We start from the raw sequence: 21,646 nt of genomic DNA, 5'->3' as shown, positions 1-21,646 counted from the left end.
CCTAGTGCGGTCTGGTTGACGTACAGGTGTTTCAGAACTGCCAAGTCACCGGCCGCGGGGCCGAGTCGCTCGTGTAGGTGACTGACTTCAACTTCGCCCCAGGCGCGACGTTAAAGGTGATCCATCCCTTTACGCACTGCCCCTTGACGACTCGCTGGCCCGGATCGGTTGGGTAAGTGGGAACCGGATAGCTGACCCCGCCGGTTACGCCGGTGATCTGGTACACGCCGTCCTGTCGGTCGTTGACGGTCCACGGGAACCATGTGAGGACCAAGGGTTCTCCTTCGACCTTGTCGGCGGTGGCACAGGTTCGGACGAGGACTGATGACCATCGCTTCTGCTGGTCGTAGTCGACGGGAACATCGGGTCGAACCTCGAGCGCAGTGATCTGCGCAAACCCCACGTCCGCTGTCTGTCCGAGCTTCAGCACACCCGATTGCTTCGGCTGAGGCTTAGCCTTCGGGGATGCCGTGACTGTCACAGTCGCCAATGGCGCCGAGCCCGCAGATTCAGTGGACCCACCGCAGCCCGAGAGCGCCGTCGTCAGGACCCCGGCCGCGACAAAGGTGGTCGTCACTCGTAGTGGTCTCATGGACGGACCGTAGGCGGGCATTAGTAGGTGCACCTCACCTTGCGTGGTTCTGTTCGCGATGTGGTCGGCGGGGCGACTCTTCAGGCTTGTTGCTGACGTAGCAAGCATTCGCGCTTACCGTCGCGGCATGAGTTTGCCTCCTGCCGGTTGGTACAACGATCCTGAGTTGGTCGACACGCGCCGATACTGGGACGGCGAGGCTTGGACGGATCATCGCGTCGAGACACCGGGGGCGGGTCGCCAGCAGGGTCCACGCCGCCCCTGCCCTTATTGCGCAACTCAGATGCCGCTTTCCGCATCCAGATGCCCCGCGTGCAGTGGCCAGTTGTTCTACTGCCACAAGGATCAGGAGTGGGTCGGCGCGCACCACAGGCAGAAGTGGGTGGGCGTGGCGCGAGGAGGCACCCTGACGCAGTCGCGGTGCATGAAGTGCAGCAAAGTGGTGGCGGGGCCGCGCTTTTAGCCACAGGCGACTAAACGGTGCAGCACAGCAGAGCGGCCATCGAACACGTGTTCTAACCTGCTACCCATGCCGCGCCAGCCCCCCTTCCACGTCTGGGTGGACATGACGGGGAAATGGTCCCTCCCGGCGCCTGGAGTGCTGCTGGCGTGGCGTCGTACTGATCGCCGCGGCTGAGAGGCGTGGGTCGTCCGCGTCGAGTTGTACTCAACAGGGACGGGCTCCGAGGTTCTTGTGTCGCAGTCGTGGGTTCCGACGGCGCTGGTGCGGCCGGCGGACGGGACCTAGCTCAACACTCTTGGGACCGGTCGAGTCGTCGGGCGGGGCACACCGGGGGCGTGACAGGTCAGGGCCGACGGCCCACCTCGTTCGCCTTCGCGCTGCGCCGCCTTGGTTGTCGGTGGTGACGGTTTGACTTAAGGCAAGTGGTCAATCCAGGAGGCCGATCGTGAAGATTGCTGAGTTTCATCAGTACATGCGCAAGCTGCAGGATGGCTACGACTTTCCTGTCCACGTGTCCCGACGCCTACACGCCTTCCTTGGCAACGAGGAGCAACCGGTCTTCGCGGATGCCTCCGTCCAGCGGACTGGCTGGCACGCACTCAACGGTCAGGTCGTCGTCTTCACCCAGGGGCGTGTGCTGCTCGCCACTCTGAGCGAGACGTCGAACCGAGACGTTTTTCGCGATGACCCCGGCTTCACGGTGGTGGTTCAGGTTTGGCCCCGGCGTTTCCTCATGCAGATGGCCATGACTGCCAACGAAGACAAGTATGAGAACTCGGACTACGAGTGGACGCGCGACTATGAGGATCACTGGCCGAGGGGCGCCCGGGTTGCTCTGACCTACCGAGACCACGGGATTGTCACGGTGCCGCTGGGCGACCCGAACGACGACGTGGCGAAGGGGATTCGCTCACATCTGCACAGCCTGGGTCTGGACCTGGACGGCGCTTAGCTTGAGTTGAGGCCGCGGCTGACCGCGATGTCCTTCCGAGCGTTGATCCACACCTCTAGGTGGTCGGCACGGATCCAAATCCGCTTGCCGACGCGGGTGTGGGGAATGGTCCCGCGGGCTGCACGGAACCGGACCGATGTGCCCGTGATTCCGAGTCGCTGCCCGACCTGGTCGGGTGTTAGCCACTCGAAGTCCCCCAGCTCGGCCGGCGGACCCTGAGGTCGCGGGTCGATGCGGTCGTAGCGCCACCGGCGTTGCTGCTCGGCCTTGATGCGTTCCTCGCGAAGCTGCACGACCTCGACCAGGTCGAGAGTGCCAACGCCGGGCCCGCGCATGCCGGTTGAGGTGAGCTGGCCCTTCTCCACGAGCTTGGCGATGTTGCTGGGGTGGCAGCCGAGTAGCGCGGCTGCCTGGCGATGAGTGATCCGTTCCTCCACAGTCATCGCGTGGACCTAAAGAGTCCAAACGGCGGGTTCGCGTCAACCAGTCGGACGCAGGCGACGCGGTTCAGACTTCCATGCTGTGCCACTGGATCCGCGATCCGCAGAATCAGGGTCGCGGTAGAAGTGGCGCCAGCCCCACTAGCCCCCGGTCTGCGACCGCTGGTACAGCGTCAAGGGTGATGCTCTCCACCGCGGCCAGGAACTCGTCTATGTCTATCTCCCCAGACGCCAGTCGCTCGAACAACTCGGCGTACACGTCGTTTTGCATGGGCGTTTCTCCAATCTGGGTCCAGTCAGTGGCTGGAGTAGTCAAGAGTCAAGATTGCCACTACCGGGTGTTCGTCACCACCCGAATGGGTGCGAAAGGCGTTGTGGAACTGGAAGTTCGCTCGTGCCTTCGAAGACAACTCGTAGTGAATGGTTCGAGACCACCCCGGGCCGAGTGGCTTGCCCGCCTTTCCCTTCAGGACAGTCGTAGATGCCGTCGGGGGTGTGCTTCCAGGGGCCGTCGCCAGGTGGTCCCAAAACTCCTGCGCCTGCTGCAACCCAACCCGTTCAGCTACCTCGCTCCAGTGCCGTCCGAACTTCCTGTGCACGAGCACCCGGTATTGGGGCTTCTCGAAGGGCTTGCCGCCCGGCCGCGGTGCCGGCTGATTGGGCTTATAGGCGCTGTCAGCCATTCGGGCGATGCGCAGTCGCGAGGTCCCGATCTGGGTCCATCGTGCCAGTGAGGATTGATCGGCGCAGCGGGTCGCTCAACTGTGCGGCGGTGACGCGCCACTCGTGGACTAGAGCTTCGATTACCTCGAGATTGTCGTCAGCACGGGCGGCCACCAAGGCGTCGTGAAGGTCGGACACGAACTCGTTTAGGTCGTCACTGTCGAAAGCGCGAAGCCAGGCCAGCTCGCCAAAGTCGGAGACCGTTGGGGTCTCGCCCCGCCGGATGAGTTGTTCAAGGCGCAGATACGCGCTGTTCCAAAGAGATAGTCCCTCAAGCACCAGAACGCGACTCTCGGGGAGCATCACGAGGCTTGTTCCATCCTTGTCCCGAAGTCGGGCCCCACCGCGCCGGGCGGCTTCCACGAACTCGGTGCGCCGTTGTGCCAAGTCGGTGAGCTGGAAGATGGTCTCGGTGGTCATATCCATATTTGTACACGGGATCATGTTGCAAAGCAACACAGGATCATGCATGCTATCCCACCTAGCCGAGGTGGTGACCAGTGTTCGATCAACCGTTCGACGCGCGCCTCGAACTCCTGCAGGACCGCAGCCGCGAAGCGCCACACTGGAGGACGACCTCGCTAGTGACTGCGCTTCGGGACTACGCCGCCTGCGGACCGTCGAGCGTCCTGCATCCATGCCCAGAACACGACGAACTGGTAAAGGAGTGCGCAAGTCCCTGACCGAACGCGGCATGGATGCGGAGTGCCTGGTTCGTTACGGTCTGCTCCCCGAGACCTGTGTCGGCGTGATGGCCGTAGTCATGAACGCGCTCCTGGACGGCAAGGCTCGCGTCTACATCGATCTCGCGCCGGTCCCACTTGAGCCGTCGCCGCCTCCGGCCCCATCTCGCGATGCCGGCGGCTGGATGCGGCTCATCGGACCGGCAATCGAGGCCAGGGGTATCTCGCACGCTCAAGTCGAGGGCCTCGAGCCCGCAGCACTCAAGGTGCTCACTCGTGTGGTGTTGGAGATCGCAACTCCTTGGGTCTTGTGTGGGCCGCTAGACGATGTGATGTGCCTCCAAGCGCCGAGCGCGGAGCAGCTTGCGGGCTACGAGACAACGGCGTTCGACAAGTCACTGATGGACGACTACCGCTGGGCAGTCGAACGGTTCTCGATCACTCGCGTCCAAGAGTGGGCCACCGCTTCGCTGCACCGAGAGATCCGGTGGCTCGAAGCCCACGGGCCGAGCGACCCACCTCACGGCTCGCGACCACCTCCAGGCCGTACTTGCGCTCCAGGCGAGCAGCCGCCGCCGAGGCGGTGCGGTAGTCGTTGTGCGTCGAGGCTCGGGTGCCGTCCTCACGGACCAGCACCACCGCGATGTGGATGTGGTCCCCGCCCTGGGCCGTGAAGCCGTGGTGCACCGCGGCCCATCGGCACGGGCTCTTCCCGGTCTGCTCACTGAACCCCATCTCGTCGACGAACTCCGTCGCGATCTGCTCCCACGTCCGGTCGTCGAGGACCTGACGCCCCTGCCCCTCCCCGGTGCGCTCCGCGAGCCGGGCCGCCGACTGACCACCCGCCGCCGACGCTTCGAGATTCGCCGGGCTCCGACTAGCGTGGACCATGTCACTCGTCAGCTGCGACATGGCAATCGGAGGGCATCATGGCCACCACTACTGGGCCGAGCACCTCAACGAGCCATGAAGACGTGCCGTTCTGGCCGATGCCACGCGACGCGCGATGCCCGCTGGATCCAGCACCCCAACTCGCCGAGCTGCAGACCCAGGCGCCCCTGGTGCGGGTTCGACTCTGGGACGGCAGCACGCCCTGGCTGGTGACCCGCCACGCCGAACATTGTGCGTTGCTCAACGACCGTCGGGTGAGCGCCGACTGGGCGCGCGACGGCTATCCGTTCTTCGACCGTTTCTCGCGCGACCACCATCAGGAGGCCCGCTTCCTGACGGTTATGGACGATCCCGAGCACCTGCGGGTCCGACGGATGGTGGCCTCGTCGATGCGTTACCGAACCATCGAGGCATCGCGTCCCAAGGTTCAGCGCATCGTCGATGGATTGATCGACACAATTCTCGATGGCCCCCAGCCATGTGATCTCGTCACCTCGCTGGCGCTCCCCGTGCCATTGATGGTCATCTGCGAGAAACTCGGCATTCCCTACGAGGATCACAGTTTCTTCCGGCACGCCGTGACCACGATCACCGATCGCACCACCGCTCCAGAGGTCGCGAGTGACCTGGAAGCCCAGCTGTACCACTACCTCGTCGGCCTGATCGAGCGAAAGCTCGCCGACCCGCGCGACGACCTCCTGTCCGAGCTCGTAACCGAACAGCTCGTTCCCGGGCATCTGGACCGACACGACCTGGTGATGCTGGTGCTGTTCCTGCTGGTCTCGGGCCACGAGACCACAGCCAGCATGATCGCCCTCGGCACGCTGGCCCTGCTCACGCATCCGGATCAGATCGACGTCTTGAAGGGCCTCGACGCGGACGGCGTCGCCGGCGCAGTCGACGAGTTGCTCCGCTACCTGACCACTGTGCAGCCCGGTCGACGACGAGTCGCGATCGACGATATCGAGATCGGCGGACAGATCATCAAGGCCGGCGAGGGCATCGTGCTTCCCGAGGAGATCGGCAACCGCGACGATCGAGTGTTCGACAACGCCCACACCCTCGACCTGACGCAGGACTCGCATAAGCAACTCGCCTTCGGATTCGGTGGCCACCAGTGCGTGGGTCAGACGCTCGCGCGAATGGAGCTGCAAGTGGTGTTCGGCAACCTGTTCCGGCGGATCCCGACCCTGCGACTGGCTGTCGATCTGGAGCAGGTTCCGTTCATGAATGACGGCATCGGGCATGGCGTCAATGCCCTCCCCGTCACCTGGTGACAGGGGAGTAGGTCCGCCCACATTTCAAGAATGAAACCGGCTATACAGGTACACATCCATTGACTTCGACCCGGGGCCGACATAGCGTCATTGAAGCCAGGTCAAGCAGACGAATATGGAGGCGGGGACATGCTGCAGAACGATCTTCTTGAAGCGACCGACGAGGGCACGACCGCGGACGAGCCCTCGCTGATCATGTTCACGGACGAGGACGGGGTCGACGTTGCCGACGATGTCGAGCTCCTGAAGCTTACCTCGGCTTCGCTCGGGGCAATCGTTGCCCGGCGCTGCTGATTCGCTTCGCGCAGCCGGCCGAAAGCAACTGGCCCTCTCCGTCTCCGGACAGGGCCAGTTGCCTTTCCAAAAGTCCTCGGCATCTCTTCGGCTGACACTGGGTCGCCCGCTCATCAATGCTGACATCAACTCTCCGTTCTTCGTCCCGCTCGGGTTGCTGTGCATCGCTTCGCCGCTGGTGGAGCGCGGTCACGACACGCTGATCGTCGACCTCGAATACGAGCACCGGATCGGTCAATTTAATCCTGGCGACGATGACTGGCTTCAGGCCACCTGTGCGCGACTGCTCGAATCCGAGCCGCACCTTGTCGGGCTGACCTGCTTGGCTGACACGCTGCCAAGCTGTCTGTTGATCGGGCGGCACCTCAAAGCGCTGCGTCCTGACGTTACGGTGGTCTTCGGCGGCCCCGGCACGTTCGGGATCTTCCCGGGCGCGCTGAATCGCTTTGCCGACTGCGTCGACTTCGTGTGCCGTAGCGAGGGCGAGTTGGCGCTGGCCGCTCTGGTCGACGCGATCGCCGACGGACTCGACCCGCACGCGGTGCCGGGCTTCTGGTCGTGGCGCGACGGCGCGCTCGTATCTCCCGGACCACAGCCCACCACGAACCTCAACCTGATCCCGATGCCTGCCTACGGCCTGGTGCCCATGCACGACTACATCGTGCAGTCGACGCCGCACATCTTCGACGTGCACATCGGCTCGGGCTGCACCTACTCGTGCAAGTTCTGCATGACGTCGACGTTCTGGGATCGTGACTTCCGAATCAAGGATCCTGCAGTCATCCTCGAGGAGTTGCGGTTCCTAAAGCGCACCTACGGCGTCACCCAGTTCAACTTCCTGCACGACAACTTCGGCAACAACCGACGCTATCTCGACGAGTTCCTCACCTACTTCGCCGAACACAACGATTCCTTCGAATGGGGTTGCGCCATCCGACCGGACAACGTCAACCCCGAGTTGTTGCGCCGCATGCGAGAGGCTGGCTGCTTCAACATCTTCTGCGGCACCGACGCCGGCTCGGAGAAAATCCTCAAGGCAATGCTCAAGATGCCGTCGACCAAGCGGACCTACCAATTCTTCTCGTCGGCTCAGGAAGAAGGACTGCAGTTCGAGACCAACACGATCATCGGCTACCCGGACGAGGCCGACGACGACCTGGAGAGCGCCCTGGAGGTCGTGTTCGACGCGATCTCCTACGGTGCCAGCAGCAGCGATCTGAGTGTGCTGCAGCCACTGCCGGGCGCCGTCGTTACTAGCGAGTATCGCGACCGGCTCGAGCCCCTCGACATCGGCCAGGACGGCATGGGCACCTTCCTGCCCAGTGACGTTCGAGACCTGGTCGAGGCGGAGCGGGATGTCTTCACGGGATTCAGTTTCATCCAAGACGGCAACCGGTCATACGACTTCTACGTCGATGTACTGCGGCTGGCCCGCTATTTTACCCGCCGCTATTATCACCTTCTGCGGTTCCTCAAACAGGTCGCGGGAATGACGTACGTGCAGGTTTTCGACCAGCTGCTGAAGCAGAGTGATCGGCCGATCCGCGACGTGCTGGCCGACATCGTGTCCGACCTCGACGGCGACGCGGCTCTGGCGGCATCGGAGTTGCTGACCTACGAGGCCATGCTGGTGGAGTTCCGTGGCGACGAGGTCGAAGAAGAGCTGGTCAACGTCTATCGACAACCGATTGTCGACACCGCCAAGCCGCCGTTCCTCAAGGAACGACTCCACGTGGACGTCCTCTCGCTGATCTCCGATCCGGTCGAACTGGTCTGGCGAGCCGACTATCTACGGCCAGTGTTCTGCGTGGCGTTCCGGCCGACCGAAGCCGAAGTCGCAACAGTTCGACTCACCGCGGTGCAGGCGACCATGTTCGACGCTCTGCAGCCGCTGAGCCCCGAAGATCGTGACCGTCTCGTCGAGCATCAGCCGGCCGGAGGAGTTCAGAACGCAGCGCGGGCGGTGGCGTCGATCTGTGCGCAGATCGACGACTCTCCGGACGCCCGGCCGATCGCCGTCGTCGGCGGGAGCAGTTCGACCCGATGACATCGGCGCGTGAGGTGGTCGTCGAGATCGACGATCACCCGCTGGTGTGGGCCGGTCCGACCAGCGGTGACTACCTGAGTCGTTGGATGGCTTCGGCTAGCCAACGCAGTCTCGTCGACCTGATCGAAGTGTCTGCCGACGGTTGCCAGCAGCAGTATCGCGTCGCGCGTGGCTCGTCCTTCAGCGACGGCAGTCCGGTCCGGGCGCGTGACCACGCGCGGGCGATCCGTCGGGCACTGGCGGTGCCGGCCCTGCAACGATTCTTGCTCGACGCGCGCGGCGTCCACGCCGATGCCGACCACCTGACGATCGACCTTCGCCGACCCGCGCCGCACCTGCCGGCGTTACTGCGTAGCGTCGATCTGGCACCGATCTCGGCGTGCGGTGAACTGTCAACGGGTCCCTACCTGCCGGCCGAGCTGGTGGCCGACGACGAGTACATGCTCTCGCCGGCACACGCGTCCGCTCCGCCGGTGCGGGTCGTGGTGCGGCGCGATCCGCACGAGGCCCCCGAACGGTACGACCGCGGCGACGTCGACGTCACCTGCGCGACGGCCTTCCCGCTGTATCGAATCCCCGACTACGCCGAACGTGCCGACTTTCGCACGAACGATGTGGCCATTCAGTTCTGCCTCGAGTTCGTGCCGGGGTCGAGCTTCGCCGCCGATCCCGAGGCACGCCGCCGCGTGCTCGGAGCGCTGCGCTACCCCGATGTGGTGGCGGCCTGCGGTCACGGTGTCACGTCGGCCGCGCCGCCGTTCCACCGCGAACTGCGGCCAGCCACCATCGGTCGCAGGATCAGCGTGCGGCTCGGCTACTGGCACTACTACCCCAATCGTCAGGTAGCCGACGAGATCGCCGATCAACTCCACCGAAACCTTGGCTATGACGTCATCGTGCGGCGGCTCGACTTCGTATCGGGATCGGCTGAAACCTGTGACCTGCTCCTCGCGTTGCGAGGCCCGCATTTCGACGCGCCCCTCGCATCGATCGATCTGCTCGATCCGACCAGAGCAGACCCGCAACTCGGTCCGCTAATCGAGCGATTGTCCGAAGACCCCGACGATCTCGACGCGAAGCGAGCGCTTGAGACCGCACGACGCCAACGGTGCCCTGTGATCCCCCTGCTCGATCTGCAGGGACACTGGTTGCAGCGACCGGGCCTTACCGGTAATCCGTGGCCGCCTATGCACGCCATCGACTTCGGCCGTCTCGTCTGGTCGCAAGGAGGATCGAACTGATGCAGTCGTCACAACGCTACGTCCTGTCGCCCGCCGCCCGCTGGTCCTTCCAGGGCCGGGATCTGCGCCTACACACGGATTCGATGTTACTGGTACGCAATTGCCCCGACTCGGTCAAGGCCTGGGTCGAGGCGATCAGCAGCAATGCCAACGGACTGCCCGCTCCCACCGACTCCGACAGCGTCGACATCGTCGGTCACTTGATCCGGCTCGGGTTCGCGGTCGAGGCTTTTGACCGTTCCTGGCAGGACTCGGCGTGGGTCAATCAGGTCGAATACTTCGCGGCACTGGGGCTCGACGCCGGATCGGCGCAGCGGCGTCTCCAGAGCATGCCCGTGACCGTCCTCGGCGTGGGCGGTATCGGCGCAGCCGTGCTGAGCGAACTCGTCGGCGCCGGGGTGAGTTCGCTGACCCTGGTTGATCAGGACGAGGTCGCGCTTCGCAATCTGAATCGCCAGTACCTCTACCGTCGCTGCGACATCGGCCGCCCCAAGGTCGACGTCGCCCGCGACTGGGTCCTGGACCGGATTCCCGAGGCCGACGTCAGGACCGCCATCGCGTCGATCACCTCGCCGATCGATCTTCGACCGTGGGTCCACCCGGAGGGTTACCTGGTGGTGGCCGCAGACACCCCCGGCGACCTCCCACAGATTTGCGCCCAGGTTTGCCGCGATGTTTCGGCCACCATGATCCTCGGTGGCTGTGGCCTGAAGGTGGGGGCGAGCGGACCAGTGGTCACTCCGCCGCACCTGGACAGCTTCGTAGCCTCAAGACAGGCGGCTCAGTCCATCGCCATGACCGCCGCCGCACCCATGACCGCGTCATTCGGGCCGGCCAACACGATCGTCGGCGCGACCATGGGGCGCGACCTGGTGTTATCGATCGCGGGCGTTGAGGCCGGTGTCGACGAACGACGAATCGACCTGGTGTGATGGGCCGCGCAATGGGCAGCGTGGCCTTCGCGCCCAGCCCACCGCCACCCGGGGGCACTATCGCCACCAGACACCCAACTCTTGAACATCCACGAGGCGCTGGACGGTAAGCCTGTGATTTCCTCGCGACTGCGACCCACGCCGGTCAACGCCAAGCTGTACCTCTACGTCGCCCTGTCGAACACCCTGCTGCATCAGGGCATCTTCATCCTGTACCTGATCGATCTCGGATTCTCGGCGTTCGAAGTCAGCGTGCTGCAGGCGTTGCTGTTCGTGTCGGTGTCGGTGGCCAGCGTGCCGGTCGGTCTGCTGGTCGACCGCATCGGAGCGCGCGCGGCAGCGGCTCTGGGCCAGGTCATCATCGCGACCATCTTGTTCTCGCAGGTGTTCGGACCGTCGTCGTTCTGGTTCTTTCTGATCCTGTTCTTCGCCCACGGTGTCGGATTGACGTTCCGCGACAACTCCGAACTGGTCATCCTTTACGAGACTGCCGAGCGATCGGGCCAGGGCGCCGAGACCGCGTTTCCCGTGCTCCGGTCACGCTGCACGGCGATCCGGGCGGCCACGGTGTCGATCGCGATCATCATCGGCGGATTCATCCAGCCGTTCAGTTGGACCCTGGTCTACGTCATCTCGGGCACTGCTGCGGCGTTGGCCGGCGTGCTGGCGACGGTGCTGCTGCCGGCCCCGTCCGCGGCCGCTGAGAAGGCCGCTGGCAAGGGCGACACCGATGATGAGGTGGCGGTCTCGCGCTGGCAGGTCCTGGAGTCCATGGGCGGCGGCTGGGCCCTGCTGCTCGTCGTGTCTTCGTTGATGCACGGCACACTCACGCCGTTCCTGATCTTCAGCCAGACCATCCTGAAGGACCAGAGCGTCTCGACCCCGGCGATCGCCGTCACCATGGCCGGGGTCTACACGCTAGGGGTGATCGCACCTCTGCTCGCTCCGCGCGCCATGCGCAGATTCCCGACGATGTTCTTGGCCGGATCGACCCTCACCCTCCTAACCGCAGGGCTGATCCTGGCCAGCCTCGGAGTCGGGCCGATCACGATCGCGGTGGTGCTGATCGCAGCATCGGTGCCCGAGGTCACTGCCATCGCTCTGGACTTCTCCATTCAGGACGAGATGCCCGCCGACAACCGGGGCACGCTGACCGGCGTGGTCACGCTCCTGGAGTCCACGGTCATCGGCGCGGCCTACCTGGGCTTCGGAGCCGTGGCCGTCGCGCTCGGCTCGACCGGATCAGCGGGCGCCTTCGCCGCTCTGCCGTTCCTTGCTCTGCTCATCGTGGTGGTGGCCTGGCTGGTCAAGCCCGCGATGGTGCGAAAGCTCGACACGGATGGGGAGTCCGACGAGACCATTCATCACGATAGTGTCGTGGAAACGAAGCTCTGACGGGTCGATCGTGAGAGACACCCCAGCGGTGCGCTGCACGAAGGTCCTGATCGCCTGCGTGACGACCAGCCGGGTCACCGGTATGCCCAGACAAGAGTGGCGGCCACGACCGAACGTTAGTTGTTCGAACCCACGATGGGCCTCGACATCGAACTCGTGTCCTGCGGCCAGGGCGGCGGCGTCGCGGTTGCAGCGGTCGACGCCAATGGCCAAAAGAGTCCCGGCAGGCACGGTGTAGGGCCCGATCGTCGACGTCTGCTTGGTCATCCGGTAGACACCGCGCGCGATCGGGCTGGCGAATCGCTGCACCTCGCGAATCAGGTCGGGCAGCAACGCCTCATCGCGGCGAACGGCGTCCTGCGTCGCCGGGTCTTGCGCCAGACACACGATGGCATTGGTGACGAGGGCTCCCAGGACCTCAACGCCGGACAACGCCAGGAGTCGCGTGTTGGCGGCCACCATGCGGTCGTCCAGCGAAGGCAACTCGGCCATCAGGTCCGACACCAGGTCGTCGGTCGGTTGGGCTCGCCGCTGGGCGACCCAGTCGACCAACGTCCCATCGAGTTGGGAGACCGGGTGGCCGCCGTAGACGGCCGCCCTCAGCGACTCGACCAGACGGTCGTCGAGGCCGAGCAGGCGTGACATGACCGCGTTGGCGATGGGGGTACCGATCTCATCGACTGCATCGAAGGTGCCAAGTCCCAGGGCCCGATCGACCGTGGTGTCGACGTCGTCGATCAAGTCGCGCGCGATCGCGCGGACCCGCTTGTCGATGACGCGACGCAAGGCCTGCCTGACGCGGCGATGGTGCTCGCCGTCGGTCTGATTGACCGAGTAGACGGCGTCCTCGCCACCGACGCACGAGTTCGAGGGTTCGTCATCAAAGACGCTGTCCGTCAGCTCCCCGGCGCTGCCGTAGACGTCGACGTCGGACAGGATTCGGCTGGCTTCGTGGTAGTCATCGACCAGGAGGCCCACGCCCGCGGCGCCCATCCGAACCCGAGTGATCGTTCGCCGTGGCTCGGGTTCGGTAGCGGTCTGCGGCGCGGCCAGGGTGGGACGAAACTGCAGGTTGCGCTCAGGCACACCAAACTCCTTGCCGAACCGCGACGCCCACCACGAAGTCGCCGGAGCGGAACAGCAGGCGGTCTGCGTCGTGGTCGTGGTCGTGGTCGTGAGGATCAGCACCGATGTCGCCTAGTCGGCGAGACCACGACAGACCGTCCAGAACCGCACCCAGTGCGCTGCGGCGCTCCACCTCGAATCGGCGGTGATCGGGACCGCGAGTGTCGTCGATCGACAGCATGGCCGGACCGCGGCGCACCGACAACGATCGTGTCGTCGGAGGCTCCCAACCGAACGATCCGTCCTGACGGCGTGGCGGATCGAGGTGACAGAGCATCACCGGATCGAGCTCGTTGGTGGTTCCCTTCCACGAGACTCTGAGTCCTACTCCGCGCGCATCGCGCAGCAGACCGACCAGTCGGACGCGATCGAGATCGCTGAGCACCGCCGGATCGATCCATCCATGCAGACGCAGTCCGGCGTATCCGGCTTGCGCAAGATCCACCAGGTGGCAGCGGCCATCGACCTGCGCAAGGTCGACATCGGCAAAGAGTCGACGTCGCGCATCGACCCGATCGCCGACCTGACCGGTCACCACCGCAACCCTGTCGCCAGGGCTACGTACGCGTCGTCCTCGCAGAAGACGATGCCCGCGCGGGTCCATTCGGTCAGCAAGTCGACCGCCGTGGCCTCCGATACCTCGATGCCCTGCTCGGACAGACGCTTGGTCAGGCCCGTCACGGTGCGACCCTTGGCTAGCAGGCGGTAGGCGCGCGCCTCGAAGTCCGACTCCAACACGAATTCACCCGACGGCCACGCGGGCCGGTCGTCGATAACCGTCAGGGTCTGCCCGGCGCCCTCGAGCGCAACCAGGCGAGAGGTTGGAGCGTAGGAGCGCCACTGCGCAACGGCGTCGCGGAGCTGATCGAACCTGGCGGGACCGATGCCGGCGGGCTCGGAGTCGAACACGTAGATGAAGTCGTCTAATCCCTCCTGTACGCCCTCGTAGGCCCGCACCAGATGGTCGGCCGGGCCGATCATCGTCAGACCAAGGTCTGGGTCGTCGAAATAGGGACTGAACCTCTCCAACTTGATCGGGAACACCCCCGCCGGCGCGGTCAAATGGTGCAGCGAGGGCAGCGATTCGATCACCGAGACGTAGTCGGCGTCGGACTCGGCGGGAAATCCGGTCAGGATGTTCCAGGACGGATAGATCCGGCTCGTGGCGCAGTCCCGAAGGAACCGCACGTTCTGCCACCCGGTGACGCCCTTGCGCATGATCTTCAGGACAGAGGAACTGAGACTCTCGATACCTGGCTGTAGCTGCGTGAAACCACCCTGGGCCAGCGCCTCGAGTTGGCTGAAGCTTAGATTCGACTTGACCTCGGCGAACAGTCGAACGTCCCACTCCTCGGGCAGGGACAGGTCGGTGACGAGTCGGGTCACGTGGTCGGGTGCCAAGATGTTGTCGCTGAAGACTAGGTCCAGCACGTTGTGTTCGAGGACGGCCCTCGACGCTTCGGCCTGAACCCGTTCGGCCGGTTTCGCACGGTGGGTCATCGCCGACCCGTTGAGCCCGCAAAACGTGCAGTGGTGCTTGGCGCCCCACCAGCAGCCGCGACTGGCTTCGAGCGGAAGCTTGACGTCGATGGTGCCGTCGATCGACGAGCGGCCCAGGTCGCGGAAGTAGTGCCGGTAGTCGGGCTCGGGGACCAGGTTCATCGAAACCGGCATCGGTCCGGGCGGATTGCTGACCGACTCACCATCGGATGAACGCCAGCACAGTCCTGCAATGGTGTTGACGCGGGCGCTTGGTCCCTCCTGATCGTCGGCGAGGGACGCCGCGATGTGCTGGACCAACGGCCCGATGGCACGTTCGGCTTCGCCGCGGATCACGTAGTCCAGCTCGCGGCGGGCCTGATGGACCGCTGTTCCCTGGACTCCGTCACAGTTGGCGCCGCCCAGGACGGTGACGATGTGCGGCGCCAACGCCTTGATCCGGTGAGCCAACGCGAACGAGGCGATGTTCTGGTCGAAGGTTGAGGTCAGACCGACAACATCGGGAGCCGAGGCGATGATCTGCCGGGCCATCTGGTCGATAAAGTCGGGCGCTGCAGCGAACATCGCCTCGTACGCTGCTACGTGTTTGCTGGAGGTGATCAGATCGTGGAACCGCGTCTCGTCCGCACGCACCTCTGGCCGAAAGTAGCTGGAGAAGACCCACTCACCGATGCCGAAAATCTCAGCGTCGACGATGAGCTCGTAGTATGCCGGGTCCAGGTCCGCCTCGCGGCGCAGGTGGTCGAGCCAGGCGATGTTGGCGTAGACGACGTCGAGCTCGGCAACCTCGGGGCAGTCGGCGAACACCGGCCCGACGGTGCTGAGCGCCAGCGACGGCATGTCCACCACCGCCCACGGCATGCACACCAGTCCGACGGACAGCGAGTCGAGATGACGCGCCTGCGTTCGCTCGGTGTCGAGCGTCGCTGAGCGTCCGATCTGCATCAGTTCCACGATTGCTCCATCGAAGACCGGTTCGGTCCCAGCTATATTCGACCTGATTTCGCGCAGTGTTTACGCCTTCAAACTAACTGGAGCCGTTCCTGATGCCAACGGTCTGAAGCAGAGCAAATCAGGGACAACCCGTTGCCGTTGACGGCTCATGTTATCTGCGGTGGGGCAGTGAGCAACACGACCTGAGCGCGTGACCCGAATTCGAGTCGAGACCTTCCAGAGTTCGGTGCGACCAAGCGACCCAACCGGAAGGCCTCAACACTGCCTGAACTATCGCCTCTCAACACTAGGCCGGCTCGGCGGGCCTCGGTGTGGGACCGGCCGACTTCGACGGACTTACTTCCGGCTCGGCATCACCACCGCACGCGCTGAACAGCAGCAGCGCCGTGACAACTCCAAGCAGCCTCATGCGCTGGATCGTCACACGAAAGTGGGTGATCCGTCTTGGCTACTCGACGCGGGTACCCGGGCCAGCCCAGCTGATCGCTCGGCGGGTCAGACGCTGCCGAGGACCGAGGCCAGAGTGATGCGCAGGGCGACGCGGGCCAGCCGGGAGAGCCGGGGCTCATCGCTGGACCCCGTGTCCGCGACGTTGCTCCGTGGCCCTCGCATGCTCCGCGCTCGCACCCGCCGCCCCGCCTGGAGCCGCCGAACTCGACGCCTTGCCGATCGCCTCGCCCACCGGTGCGGTCTGCGCCGTGGCTGACAGCACCCGACCTGCTGCGACCTCCTCATCAGCCCCCGCAGCGACCGCGCGTTGGTACAGCTCGGCGCGCCGGGCCGGGGTGTCGTACGCCGGCCGGCTCGTGTCCCCGCCGACCGCGGCCGACTCGACCTCCGCGGCCGCGGCTACATCGGCGGCCGCGTCCGCTCCAATGCCGGCGCTCACCACGGCGGCACCGCGCTGGTCAGCGGTCTCGGCCTCACGCCGGCGTCGCGACGCGTCGGCGTCCACCACACCAGCGGGGCCAGCCGCTGCGCCGAGGACCAGGTCGGCGTCGTCGCGGGTGCGTTCAACCTGCTCGCGCAGCTGCTCCATGCATGGGCCGAACTCGGCCGGCTCGAGCTCGACCCAAGCCGCCGTGACGGCTGTCAGCCGCACGACCTCGTCGAGGTCGGCGCTGCGCACCCACCCGTCGTCGGCGCCGACCAGGGCGGCCCGCGCGAGCTCCCGCTCGGCGGCGTAGCGGTGCTCGAGCTGCGCTCCACGCTGCGTGCTCTGCAGCCGCGCGCGTTCCCGCTCGGCGCGCACCAGGGACAGCAGGCGCCCCCCTGCGACATCTCACTGATGGACGAGCGCACGCTTGACCGTCAGGAGATCGATAGCGAGATCGCCCGGCGCGTTGTCTTCCCGCAGGACGACCAGGACCTCCACGAGGTTAAGGCAAGTCTTGCCTCACGGATGCAGGCTGAGGCAATCCGATTGCTCAACGACCTGCGCTATGAGGAAGCTGCGGCACTCTTCCGGTATGCCCTGAGTGAGAACCCGCGAGACGCCGTCGCGATGAATAACCTCGGCTTCTGCCTCATCCCGACCGACCCTCGTGAAGCGCGAGATCTCCTGCGGCAAGCTTCTGGGGCGGGGGAGCGTCGCAGTGATATCCACGTAGCGAATCTGGTGGTCTGCGAGGCGTTGATCTCGGGCCGTAGGGCCGCGCTGGCTCTGGCTGAGAGTGCCTGGAATGAACTGCCGGCCGGGCCCGGGACGCTGTCAACCATGTGGTCGACCGAGGGTGCCGATCATGTGTTCTTGGTGCGGCGGGTCGACGCAAAGGCCCACCTGGCCGGCATCGCGGCGCAGTGGGCCGACGAGCTGAACGATGCAGATGCCGCGGCTCGGTGGCTTGAGCGAAGGGTTGCTTAACGGGGCTCCGGGAAGTTCTCAGCGGTCAGCCCACCTCGGGGCAGCTGCAACTTGCTTCGCGTCTCGCCAGACCGCCGCGCGTTCCACGCCATCACAACCAGTGCCAGCGCCTCGGTCTCGTTGACGCGCCCGCCCCCGACGCGCATCTTCACTACGCGATTCCGGAGCGCCGCGATCGGGTCGTCGGCCGCAAGCCCGTCACCGTCCGCTAGTCGCGACAGGAACTCGCCGGCCTCGTCGGGATCTAGATCGGCGAACAACCAGTGACACAGGCAGATGATGCTGGCCGGCAGCAGCGTCTTGGAGGCGATCTTGCTGGCGACCTCGGCGGAGCCGCGTAGCCGTGTGTGCTGCTCGAGGAACGCGGTGAGCTCGGTGGCGGTGGGGGAGAGGCTGCCGGTCTTCGTTGGATAGCCGCGCTCCCAGAGGAGTGCCCTGCGAGCCACTGCGGCCAGGACTGAGGTGTTCCCCTCGCCGGCCATCCTGAGCGCGTCTGCGTACGTCCTGCGGGCTCCTGCGTCGACGGTGGGCATGACCTCGGGGGCAATGTCACGGACCACGATCATGGGGACCGTCACGCCGGCACCCACGACCGCATTGAGGCGGTGCTGACCGTCGAGCAGCTGTCCGGCCGAGGAGATCTTGACGGTTTCCCCGTTGAGAACCCACGAGCCGTTTGTCATATTGCGGGCGTAGGAGGCGATCACCTGGCCGCGCAGGTTGCGGTTGTTGCTGTTGCGTGACAACCACTGCTCGGCCATCTCGGGCGTGACATTGACGATCTCGACGACGGGTTGGTCAGGCATCAGGGTTCTTGGTGTTCGAGTTCAGTTGACTGAACTAGTGGGTGGCGATCGAGAACCAGTGCGAAGGTGCGGCAGCCGTGAGCCGGCCGCACGCCCTCGCGCACCTGCCCGCCGTCATGGGCGGGCGGGATGGTGGGGACCGGCCAGGCGGATAGTTGTGGTTCACGAGGCGTCCTTGACGGGCTCGCGTCGTCCCTCGAGGACGTCGAGTATGTAGGTCAGGGCGGTCCGGAGCTCGTGGGCGTCCGGCAGGGCCAGCTCCAGGATGCCGTTCTCGCCAGCTCGCTCCAGCACGGTCATGGGGAGGCTGACACGCACGATGGGGTCCTCGGACCCGCTTTGCGACGCGCTCAACTCGAGGCTCGCACAGGAGTACCAGTTCGTGTCTCCATCCGTTCCCGCCAGGCGCACTGTCGGGTACCGAGACAGCGCGACATCCGGGCCAGCGCCGAGTACGTGCAGCACGTCGAACGGCCGCCTGGGTTCGATGTCGTGCTTCTCGCCCATCTCTCCGTAGAGGTACCAGGACGGGCACGGTCGGGGGTCGATGACGGGGTCACCCCACTCGTAGGCCGTCGGCCGTAGGCCCAGCGCGATGCGGAGTGCGGCCTCGTGGGGCTCCTCGAGCTCGGTGGGTGAGGTCATGGCCGCGTGCGTCGGCGTGGTCATGCGCGTGCCGTCGCAACCGCGTTGACGAGCTTCTGGGCGAGCTGGAGCGCCTAGTCCGCGGTCAGGGCGGTGTCGTCTAGGTAGATCAGATCGGCCGGCCCGTCGGCGCTGTTGCGGACACCGTCCACGTAGGTGAGCCGGGTGACGCGGACCTCGGCCTGCCCCGCGCCCTCTGCGTGGTCGACGAGCACGGAGGCGGACCAGTGGATGGCCACGCCCTCGTTGCCGGGAAGGTCCGCGACGTGTTCGGCCTCGGGGATCTGGCACTACGAGGGGCAGATGATGGCTGGGGCTTCGCTTACGGCGACGACGGTCATCCGGGGCTCCTTTTGAGGCTGTCTGCCTCAGGCCCTAGCCGACTCGCGTTCTGCACCTACCCTGCACGGATACGAAAAAGGGCCCCCGTAGGAGCCTCTGACCTGCACGAATGCTGGTGGGCGATACTGGGTTTGAACCAGTAACGCACCCAACTGAGCGACGTCGCCCGATGTGCGCCTGCGTCGTGATGGGCACGGCAAGTCAGCTGGTTGTGCCAAAGCTGCGGTTGAAGATCGGCGAGCACCTACCTCCCCCCGGGTGGTGAGTCATGTGGTGAGCCGTGTGGTGAACCGCGGACTTGAGCCTGCTTGGCATGAGCCAGCGCGACCGAGCAACGACGTCACTACTCAGCGTGGGAATGACCGCCTGCCAGCTGGAGAGAGCGGTGGCGGGGCCCGTATGGGCGCGATGGGCTGCTGCGGAGCCCGCGCTCGCCGGTGTGGGCTCGTTGCAGCGCCTCGAGAACATGCGTGGTGCAGCGTGTGATCCAGGGCTAGGTGCGCTCGTTCGGATAGCTGCTGGTGACGGTCGGGGCGCGGAGCTGGCTGCGATCGCGGTGGTGCACCAGCTCGAGGGTGGTCTGCGCCGGCTGTGCTGGCGTCTGCGGGATCTCTCAGATGACATCGAGGCGGTGGTGGTGGGGGAGTTGTGGCGGCAGATCCGGACCTTCCCGTGGCAGCGGCGGACGAGGGCGTACGCAGCGAACCTGTTGCTGGACACGCGCGCGGCTGTGCTTAGGGAGCTCCATCCTGATCGTGATCGGGATGGCCAGCAGCGAGTGGTGCTTGTCGAGGGGGACTCGACCAAGCTGGACCTTCTGATCGGCGCTCAGCCCGCCGAGGCCCATTCCGCATCAGGCTCTGAGGCGACGGACCGCGAGTTCGTGCAGTTGGTGCGGTGGGCGCGTTCCTGTCGTGCCATCTCTGGCGATGACGTCGACCTGCTGGTGGACCTTCTGGAGGCCGGTCACCAGGTCGACAGCTCAGATCGGTGCACCCGGGGCGTCTCGTCTGATGCGGCGTTGCGACTGGTGGCCGAGCGTCGTGGCGTCTGCACGAAGACCGTGGTGCGCCACCGCAATCGCGTCCTGGACGCGTTGAGGGCTGCCGCGCCGCGTTACCTCAGTGAGGTGGCCTGAGGTGTCTGCGACCCGATGCGGGCAGGACCTGTCATGCGCATGAGAGCTGAGCGGATTCGGCCGGCTCAGGTGGCCGCAGCGGACGTGGCTGCCGGCGTTGCATGGCCCGACGCGCCGGCAACAAACAATCGTTTGGAGCGGTGGCAGTGACTGCGACGTGCGCGGTCACGGTGTCCGACCTTGTCCTAGCGCTGCGCGAACAGCAAGGAATCCCTCATCCGGTACGGCGCCCCACGGACCTTCCGACGGATGGGGGACGCCACACAGCTGGGGTCGGAACGCAGTGGGTCGTGGTGGGTGCGCACCCTGGTGCCGGGGCCTCCACGGTCGCGGTGGCGATTAGTGAAGTTGCGGACGCGGCCTGCGGGGGTGATGGCCGCGTGGTCCTGGTGGACCTGGCCGATCCCGAGGCCTCCGGTCTCGACGCTACGGCTGGTGTCGAGGTGGCGAGTCCGGCGGACGGGTGGCGTGCCGGTCGACGTGGGCAGGTGACCGTGCTCCGACCGGCTGAGTGCGCGTCCCGAATGGAAGGGGTTCCTACTGACGGCTGGCCTGAGATCGGGTGGGCGGTGGTGGACGTCGGCCGTCCGTGGCCCTGGTGCGTCGGTTTGATCGAGACGCAGAACCTACTGACGGATCGGTCTCAGGTGGTGCTCGTCTGCCGGGCGTCGGTTCCTGGGGTGCGGTCCGCTGAGCGGGCGTTGGCGGGGCTTCCTGAGGGCGCTCGACTCGTGGCAGTGGGTGCGTCGAGGTGGCCGCGTGTCGTCGCCTCATCCTTCGGTCCCTACGTGACGCGTGCGATTGAGGACGGGCGTACGGCGCTCGTGCCGTCCGACCGTCAGCTGGCGGTCGAGGGCATCGATGAGAGACCGATGCCGCGGGCGGTGGTTGCCGCGGTGGCGCGCCTTGCGCGGGTCCCTGCCGCCATCTCTGGCTCACGACTGAGTGAACGGCTACAACGAAGGGTGCTTCGATGATCGGGAAGCTGATCGTGCTGGACATCAAGAACGTCTGCGCCCAGGCGCCGGCGGGGATCGAGCCGTACACCGACCTGCTGATGGGGTGGGTGAAGTACGGCGTCGCAGCGGTCATCATCGCGGCCGGCTTCATCTCGGTGGGTGCCATCGTGGTGGGACGCCTGGGCGCGATGTCGCGTGCGAGCCAGATGGGCGCCTCGGGGCTGGTGTACGTCGTCCTGGCCGCAATCGGCTACGTGACGATCTACGGCATCTTGTGGGCCATCGTCGGCAAGGGCTGCTGATGTTCCGGCGTTACCGCCGACCCACGCACCCAGCTCCGGAGCCGTGGGGTCGCCGTCGCGTCCAGCTCCTGCTCGCGGTGT

The 21,646-nt window shown here is 65.6% G+C and carries 21 protein-coding genes and 1 pseudogene; 11 read left to right on the top strand and 11 right to left on the bottom strand.

Features of this window, described 5'->3' with window-relative positions:
* Nucleotides 1-31: 31 nt before the first annotated feature.
* Entirely contained in the window at nucleotides 32-430 is a 399-nt protein-coding gene (locus EDD33_RS09940; protein WP_123390537.1) for a hypothetical protein, read from the bottom strand.
* Between the two features lie 220 nt (nucleotides 431-650).
* Between EDD33_RS09940 and EDD33_RS20900 the strand changes: the two genes are divergently transcribed.
* A complete protein-coding gene (locus tag EDD33_RS20900) occupies nucleotides 651-1,055 on the top strand; it encodes a DUF2510 domain-containing protein (RefSeq protein ID WP_425463864.1) in 405 nt (134 codons plus the stop codon).
* A 445-nt stretch (nucleotides 1,056-1,500) separates the two neighbouring features.
* Nucleotides 1,501-2,007, top strand: coding sequence for a hypothetical protein (locus tag EDD33_RS09930; protein WP_123390535.1), 507 nt, complete (start codon nucleotides 1,501-1,503; stop codon nucleotides 2,005-2,007).
* Here EDD33_RS09930 and EDD33_RS09925 read toward each other — a convergent pair.
* The 3 genes from EDD33_RS09925 to EDD33_RS09915 all read right to left on the bottom strand — a co-directional run bounded on the left by EDD33_RS09925 (nucleotide 2,004) and on the right by EDD33_RS09915 (nucleotide 4,744).
* A complete protein-coding gene (locus EDD33_RS09925) occupies nucleotides 2,004-2,450 on the bottom strand; it encodes a helix-turn-helix domain-containing protein (protein ID WP_123390533.1) in 447 nt (148 codons plus the stop codon). The genes EDD33_RS09930 and EDD33_RS09925 overlap by 4 nt on opposite strands.
* Nucleotides 2,451-3,122: 672 nt before the next feature.
* Complete coding sequence (locus EDD33_RS09920; protein ID WP_148077045.1) at nucleotides 3,123-3,590, bottom strand: hypothetical protein; 468 nt, start codon at nucleotides 3,588-3,590, stop codon at nucleotides 3,123-3,125.
* A gap of 701 nt (nucleotides 3,591-4,291) precedes the next feature.
* On the bottom strand, nucleotides 4,292-4,744 hold the full coding sequence (locus tag EDD33_RS09915) for a relaxase/mobilization nuclease domain-containing protein (protein ID WP_148077044.1): 453 nt from the start codon (nucleotides 4,742-4,744) through the stop codon (nucleotides 4,292-4,294).
* Between the two features lie 38 nt (nucleotides 4,745-4,782).
* Between EDD33_RS09915 and EDD33_RS09910 the strand changes: the two genes are divergently transcribed.
* From EDD33_RS09910 to EDD33_RS09890, 6 genes are all read left to right on the top strand, one after another.
* Nucleotides 4,783-6,021, top strand: coding sequence for a cytochrome P450 (locus EDD33_RS09910; RefSeq protein ID WP_211332500.1), 1,239 nt, complete (start codon nucleotides 4,783-4,785; stop codon nucleotides 6,019-6,021).
* Between the two features lie 129 nt (nucleotides 6,022-6,150).
* The gene (locus EDD33_RS19985; RefSeq protein ID WP_170169774.1) at nucleotides 6,151-6,315 is read left to right on the top strand and encodes a hypothetical protein; all 165 of its coding nucleotides are present in this window, start codon (nucleotides 6,151-6,153) and stop codon (nucleotides 6,313-6,315) included.
* Nucleotides 6,299-8,362 carry a B12-binding domain-containing radical SAM protein gene (locus tag EDD33_RS09905; protein ID WP_123390528.1) on the top strand — a complete coding sequence of 688 codons (2,064 nt, stop codon included), beginning with the start codon at nucleotides 6,299-6,301 and terminating at the stop codon, nucleotides 8,360-8,362. The genes EDD33_RS19985 and EDD33_RS09905 overlap by 17 nt, the downstream gene beginning before the upstream one ends.
* 14 nt (nucleotides 8,363-8,376) lie before the next feature.
* The gene (locus EDD33_RS09900) at nucleotides 8,377-9,603 is read left to right on the top strand and encodes a periplasmic substrate-binding domain-containing protein (protein ID WP_148077043.1); all 1,227 of its coding nucleotides are present in this window, start codon (nucleotides 8,377-8,379) and stop codon (nucleotides 9,601-9,603) included.
* Nucleotides 9,603-10,535, top strand: coding sequence for a HesA/MoeB/ThiF family protein (locus EDD33_RS09895; protein ID WP_123390524.1), 933 nt, complete (start codon nucleotides 9,603-9,605; stop codon nucleotides 10,533-10,535). Before EDD33_RS09900 ends, EDD33_RS09895 begins: the two co-directional genes overlap by 1 nt.
* Before the next feature lie 81 nt (nucleotides 10,536-10,616).
* The gene (locus EDD33_RS09890) at nucleotides 10,617-11,930 is read left to right on the top strand and encodes an MFS transporter (RefSeq protein WP_123390522.1); all 1,314 of its coding nucleotides are present in this window, start codon (nucleotides 10,617-10,619) and stop codon (nucleotides 11,928-11,930) included.
* Nucleotides 11,931-11,972: 42 nt separating this feature from the next.
* Here EDD33_RS09890 and EDD33_RS20530 read toward each other — a convergent pair.
* The 4 genes and pseudogenes from EDD33_RS20530 to EDD33_RS09865 all read right to left on the bottom strand — a co-directional run.
* Nucleotides 11,973-12,392: pseudogene (locus tag EDD33_RS20530) on the bottom strand (cytochrome P450); the annotation flags it as partial.
* A gap of 616 nt (nucleotides 12,393-13,008) precedes the next feature.
* On the bottom strand, nucleotides 13,009-13,590 hold the full coding sequence (locus EDD33_RS19765) for a DUF5825 family protein (protein ID WP_148077041.1): 582 nt from the start codon (nucleotides 13,588-13,590) through the stop codon (nucleotides 13,009-13,011).
* Nucleotides 13,587-15,500 carry a RiPP maturation radical SAM C-methyltransferase gene (locus EDD33_RS09870; RefSeq protein WP_246003663.1) on the bottom strand — a complete coding sequence of 638 codons (1,914 nt, stop codon included), beginning with the start codon at nucleotides 15,498-15,500 and terminating at the stop codon, nucleotides 13,587-13,589. The genes EDD33_RS19765 and EDD33_RS09870 overlap by 4 nt, the downstream gene beginning before the upstream one ends.
* 574 nt (nucleotides 15,501-16,074) lie before the next feature.
* The gene (locus EDD33_RS09865) at nucleotides 16,075-16,761 is read right to left on the bottom strand and encodes a hypothetical protein (RefSeq protein WP_123390514.1); all 687 of its coding nucleotides are present in this window, start codon (nucleotides 16,759-16,761) and stop codon (nucleotides 16,075-16,077) included.
* A gap of 36 nt (nucleotides 16,762-16,797) precedes the next feature.
* Here EDD33_RS09865 and EDD33_RS09860 point away from each other — a divergent pair, with 36 nt between their 5' ends.
* Nucleotides 16,798-17,373 (top strand): hypothetical protein, encoded by a 576-nt coding sequence (locus EDD33_RS09860; protein ID WP_148077040.1) that lies wholly within the window; start codon nucleotides 16,798-16,800, stop codon nucleotides 17,371-17,373.
* On the opposite strand, the gene EDD33_RS09855 is transcribed toward EDD33_RS09860, so the two are convergent.
* The 3 genes from EDD33_RS09855 to EDD33_RS19980 all read right to left on the bottom strand — a co-directional run bounded on the left by EDD33_RS09855 (nucleotide 17,370) and on the right by EDD33_RS19980 (nucleotide 19,063).
* A complete protein-coding gene (locus tag EDD33_RS09855; protein WP_123390511.1) occupies nucleotides 17,370-18,179 on the bottom strand; it encodes a hypothetical protein in 810 nt (269 codons plus the stop codon). The genes EDD33_RS09860 and EDD33_RS09855 overlap by 4 nt on opposite strands.
* A gap of 162 nt (nucleotides 18,180-18,341) precedes the next feature.
* Entirely contained in the window at nucleotides 18,342-18,824 is a 483-nt protein-coding gene (locus EDD33_RS09850; RefSeq protein WP_148077039.1) for a hypothetical protein, read from the bottom strand.
* A gap of 74 nt (nucleotides 18,825-18,898) precedes the next feature.
* The gene (locus EDD33_RS19980; RefSeq protein ID WP_170169773.1) at nucleotides 18,899-19,063 is read right to left on the bottom strand and encodes a hypothetical protein; all 165 of its coding nucleotides are present in this window, start codon (nucleotides 19,061-19,063) and stop codon (nucleotides 18,899-18,901) included.
* A 416-nt stretch (nucleotides 19,064-19,479) separates the two neighbouring features.
* On the opposite strand from EDD33_RS19980, the gene EDD33_RS09845 reads away from it, so the two are divergent.
* Together EDD33_RS09845 and EDD33_RS09840 are read left to right on the top strand one after the other, a co-directional pair.
* The gene (locus EDD33_RS09845; RefSeq protein ID WP_148077038.1) at nucleotides 19,480-20,304 is read left to right on the top strand and encodes a hypothetical protein; all 825 of its coding nucleotides are present in this window, start codon (nucleotides 19,480-19,482) and stop codon (nucleotides 20,302-20,304) included.
* A gap of 973 nt (nucleotides 20,305-21,277) precedes the next feature.
* On the top strand, nucleotides 21,278-21,565 hold the full coding sequence (locus EDD33_RS09840; protein WP_246003449.1) for a hypothetical protein: 288 nt from the start codon (nucleotides 21,278-21,280) through the stop codon (nucleotides 21,563-21,565).
* Nucleotides 21,566-21,646: the final 81 nt, after the last annotated feature.

It is taken from the genome of Nocardioides aurantiacus (assembly GCF_003752505.1).
Lineage (GTDB): Bacteria > Actinomycetota > Actinomycetes > Propionibacteriales > Nocardioidaceae > Marmoricola > Marmoricola aurantiacus.
The sequence above is the reverse complement of the archived record's forward strand: the minus strand, read 5'-3'. Positions and strand labels throughout refer to the sequence as shown.

What these genes read in the sequence shown, in the direction of transcription:
- EDD33_RS09845 (WP_148077038.1), top strand. Translation starts at nt 19,480, where the DNA reads ATGAGCCAGCGCGACCGAGCAACGACGTCACTACTCAGCGTGGGAATG.
- EDD33_RS09840 (WP_246003449.1), top strand. Translation starts at nt 21,278, where the DNA reads ATGATCGGGAAGCTGATCGTGCTGGACATCAAGAACGTCTGCGCCCAG.
- EDD33_RS09915 (WP_148077044.1), bottom strand. Translation starts at nt 4,744, where the DNA reads ATGGTCCACGCTAGTCGGAGCCCGGCGAATCTCGAAGCGTCGGCGGCG.
- EDD33_RS09925 (WP_123390533.1), bottom strand. Translation starts at nt 2,450, where the DNA reads ATGACTGTGGAGGAACGGATCACTCATCGCCAGGCAGCCGCGCTACTC.
- EDD33_RS09855 (WP_123390511.1), bottom strand. Translation starts at nt 18,179, where the DNA reads ATGCCTGACCAACCCGTCGTCGAGATCGTCAATGTCACGCCCGAGATG.
- EDD33_RS09920 (WP_148077045.1), bottom strand. Translation starts at nt 3,590, where the DNA reads ATGACCACCGAGACCATCTTCCAGCTCACCGACTTGGCACAACGGCGC.
- EDD33_RS09895 (WP_123390524.1), top strand. Translation starts at nt 9,603, where the DNA reads ATGCAGTCGTCACAACGCTACGTCCTGTCGCCCGCCGCCCGCTGGTCC.
- EDD33_RS09910 (WP_211332500.1), top strand. Translation starts at nt 4,783, where the DNA reads ATGGCCACCACTACTGGGCCGAGCACCTCAACGAGCCATGAAGACGTG.
- EDD33_RS09850 (WP_148077039.1), bottom strand. Translation starts at nt 18,824, where the DNA reads ATGACCTCACCCACCGAGCTCGAGGAGCCCCACGAGGCCGCACTCCGC.
- EDD33_RS09860 (WP_148077040.1), top strand. Translation starts at nt 16,798, where the DNA reads ATGGACGAGCGCACGCTTGACCGTCAGGAGATCGATAGCGAGATCGCC.
- EDD33_RS20900 (WP_425463864.1), top strand. Translation starts at nt 651, where the DNA reads ATGTGGTCGGCGGGGCGACTCTTCAGGCTTGTTGCTGACGTAGCAAGC.
- EDD33_RS19985 (WP_170169774.1), top strand. Translation starts at nt 6,151, where the DNA reads ATGCTGCAGAACGATCTTCTTGAAGCGACCGACGAGGGCACGACCGCG.
- EDD33_RS09870 (WP_246003663.1), bottom strand. Translation starts at nt 15,500, where the DNA reads ATGCAGATCGGACGCTCAGCGACGCTCGACACCGAGCGAACGCAGGCG.